The organism is Paraburkholderia oxyphila NBRC 105797, from assembly GCF_000685075.1.
Classification (GTDB): domain Bacteria; phylum Pseudomonadota; class Gammaproteobacteria; order Burkholderiales; family Burkholderiaceae; genus Paraburkholderia; species Paraburkholderia oxyphila.
The window spans coordinates 1-3176 of sequence record NZ_BAYD01000233.1 but is presented as its reverse complement, the minus strand read 5'-3'; the positions used below and the strand labels follow the sequence as shown (position 1 = coordinate 3176).

General features: G+C 64.6%; 3 protein-coding genes. 1 reads left to right on the top strand and 2 read right to left on the bottom strand.

What is annotated here, in order from left to right; all coding sequences use genetic code 11:
- Positions 1–529: DUF3138 family protein (locus BO1_RS48385; RefSeq protein WP_028223720.1), on the top strand; the 529-nt coding region annotated here is incomplete at its 5' end.
- 156 nt (positions 530–685) lie between these two features.
- On the opposite strand, the gene BO1_RS55930 is transcribed toward BO1_RS48385, so the two are convergent.
- Both BO1_RS55930 and BO1_RS48375 read right to left on the bottom strand, forming a co-directional pair.
- Positions 686–2338, bottom strand: a complete 1653-nt coding sequence (locus tag BO1_RS55930; protein ID WP_167338455.1) for a methyl-accepting chemotaxis protein — start codon at positions 2336–2338, stop codon at positions 686–688.
- Between the two features lie 309 nt (positions 2339–2647).
- On the bottom strand, positions 2648–3176 hold a 529-nt coding region (locus BO1_RS48375), incomplete at its 5' end, for a DUF3138 family protein (protein WP_028223719.1).

Genomic DNA, 3176 nt, shown 5'->3' with positions numbered 1-3176 from the left:
GACGAGCTCGGGCGGCTACTTCTTCTTCGGCGAAATGGATGCGACCTATACGCTCGCGGACATCCAGTACAACGCCGAACTCGACTACGGCCAGCAGCAGCGCGCCGCGTTCAACGGCGGCAATGCGCAGTGGTACGGTCTCTCGCTGCTCGCGCACCGCAAGTTCAACGCGCCGGTGGTGGGCCGCATGGGCGTGACCGCACGCTACGACGTGCTCGCCGACGGCAAGAACGGCGGCGGCGGTGGCGGCATCGCGCTCAACGGCAACGGCATGGATCCGTACAACGGCTTCGGCATTGGCTCGGAGTGCCTCGAGACTTCGCAGGCCAACGGTGGTCATGGCTTCGAATGCCACGGTGCAACGCGTCAGGACGTGGCGCTCGATCTGCTGTTCTATCCGACGCAGCAGATCACCGTGAAGGTCGAATATCGTCACGACTGGGCCACGCAGAAGGTGTTCCTGCGCGACGACGGCTCGTACAGCAAGAGCAACGACCTGCTGGGCGCGCAGTTCATCTACTCGTTCTGAAGATGGGCCAACGGACAGCAGCCTGTGCGGTGCTGTCCGGTTTTCATTCGCCGGACCATAGAGCGGCGGCCCATCGGCAAGCTGCCATCTGTATCAATGGTGACAAGTCGCGCATGTCCAGCCCCCCTCCTTGAGGCCTCATGCTGTTCGGCTCCGTCAACGTGACAACGCCGTTGCACCGGCTACTCGCACGGCGAAACGCGCCTCGCCGCCAACGACTTCGTGCCGCGCTTCGCTGCGCGCGCCGGCGACGTTGAACACCGCCACCGCCTCCCGCAGCCCTGCGGCCCCACCCGCTAGCGTTTGCGCGGCGCCAGCAACCTGCTCGACGAGCGCCGCGTTGCGCTGCGTCGTCTCATCCATTTCCGCCACCGCGCGATTGACTTGTTCGATATCGCTCTTCTGCGCGGCGCATGCGGTTGCGATATTGCTCATGATGCCCGTGAACTCATGCACCGAGCGCACGAGTCCGGAGATGCGCTCCCCCGCATCCGCCACGAGGCGGGACCCCGCCTCGACGTGCCCCGCCGATTCGCCGACCAGCGCTTTGACCTCTTTCGCCGCGTGCGCGGTACGCTGGGCCAGCGTGCGCACCTCGCCCGCTACCACGGCGAAGCCACGTCCTTCGGCTCCGGCACGCGCCGCTTCCACGGCCGCATTGAGCGCGAGAATATTGGTCTGAAACGCAATGCCCTCGATCACGCCGATGATCTCCGCGACACGCGCCGAGCTGCCCGCAATGTCCTCCATGGTCGAGATCACACGCCCGACCAGCTCGCCGCCCCTCCCTGCCGCTTCAGAAGCCGCGCTGGCGATGGTGCTGGCGTGTGCCGCGTCATCCGAGTTTTGCGTCACGGCAGCGGTCAGCTCGGTCATGCTGGCCGCGGCCTGCTGGAGCGATGCAGCCTGCTCGTCGGTGCGCTGTGAGAGATCCCGGTTGCCGGTCGCAATCTCGCCCGCGCGCACCGCGATCGATTCCGCCGAAGTCTTGATCTGTCCGACAATCGACATGAGCTGCAAGCGCATCGTTTCGAGCGAGGCCATCAGACTGCGATTGTCGTTCGGCCGGAGCACCACCGCCACCGCGAGATTTCCGCCCGCAATTTCGCTGGCGAGACGCTGCGCCTCGCCCGGATCGCCGCCGAGTTGCCGCAGGATGCTGCGCGTGATCAGGATCGCGGCCGCCACACCCACGCACAGCGCCGCGAGCACGGCAGCCACGATGACGAGCGCAAGGCGCGACCACGTCGTGGCCGCGGCATCCGCCGCATCATGCGCGCGGCCCTGCTCGAGCGCGAGCAACTGGTCCAGCGTGGCCAGCCATGCAACCTGCTTTGGCCGCACTTCGTTCACGAGCACCTTGAGCGCGGCATCCTGGTCGTTGGCGAGCGCCCAGTTCATCGCTTCCTTCTCGACGAGCGGCATGGTCTGAGCCTCTTCGTCACGCAGCGCGGCAAAGAGGCTGCGCTCCTTTGCCGTGGTCAGCGGCGAGGTGTCGAACAGACGACCCAGCGCGCGATAGTTTTCCGCATAGGAAACTTCCTGCGCCTTGATTGCCGATTGTTCCGCCTCGACATCCTGTTCATTGGTCATCACAGCCATGTTGCGGATGGCAATGGCGATACCGCTCACCGCGCCCCGCAGGTTCGTCGCGCGCATCGTCTCGGCGTCGTGGACAAGCACGATGTCATCGAGCTTGCTGCGTATGCTGGTCATGCTGGCCATGCCGACCACGGACAGCGCGACGAGCATCGTGAGCACAACGCCGAAACCGGCTGAGAGCCGGGTAATAATGCGGGTTTGAGCCATCTTGAATGATCCCCGTAGCGTCCAGAGCCGCGAAGGCGTATCGGGCCGTCCGGCACCGTCGACATTCGTTTGGGCTCCCGAAGACAGCACGTCGCGATGCGGTGCTGTGTCCATTGTTCTTGGGGGCCAATGCTATTGCAGGCCATACAGTGGAAACTATTGTATTTTTGATGTTTTCAGTCGTTATAGCCGGCGCTCCCCGATTTTCAACGCCATCAACGTGAATCCTGACTCGCCATTGGCACGCCTCAGGCCGGAGCCGGTGCGCCAGGGCGAGCCAGGGTATCGCCCATCCATTAGCCGTACCGGCTAGAACGAGTAGACGAACTGCGCGGCGAGCAGATCGTTGCTCTTGCCATACGAGCCATCGTCGCGCAGGAACACCCTCTGCGTGGCCCAGTCGTGACGATATTCGACCTTCACGGTGATCTGCTGCGTCGGATAGAACAGCAGATCGAGCGCTACGTCCTGACGCGTCGCGCCGTGGCATTCGAAGCCGTAGCCGCCGTCGGCCTTCGAGTTCGCGAGGCAATCCGAACCAATGCCGAAGCCGTTGTACGGGTCCATGCCGTTGCCGTTGAGCGCGATGCCGCCACCGCCGCCGCCGTTCTTGCCGTCGGCGAGCACGTCGTAGCGCGCGGTCACGCCCATGCGGCCCACCACCGGCGCGTTGAACTTGCGGTGCGCGAGCAGCGAGAGGCCGTACCACTGCGCATTGCCGCCGTTGAACGCGGCGCGCTGCTGCTGGCCGTAGTCGAGTTCCGCGTTGTACTGGATGTCTGCGAGCGTGTAGGTCGCATCCATTTCGCCGAAGAAGAAGTAGCCGCCCGAGCTCGTT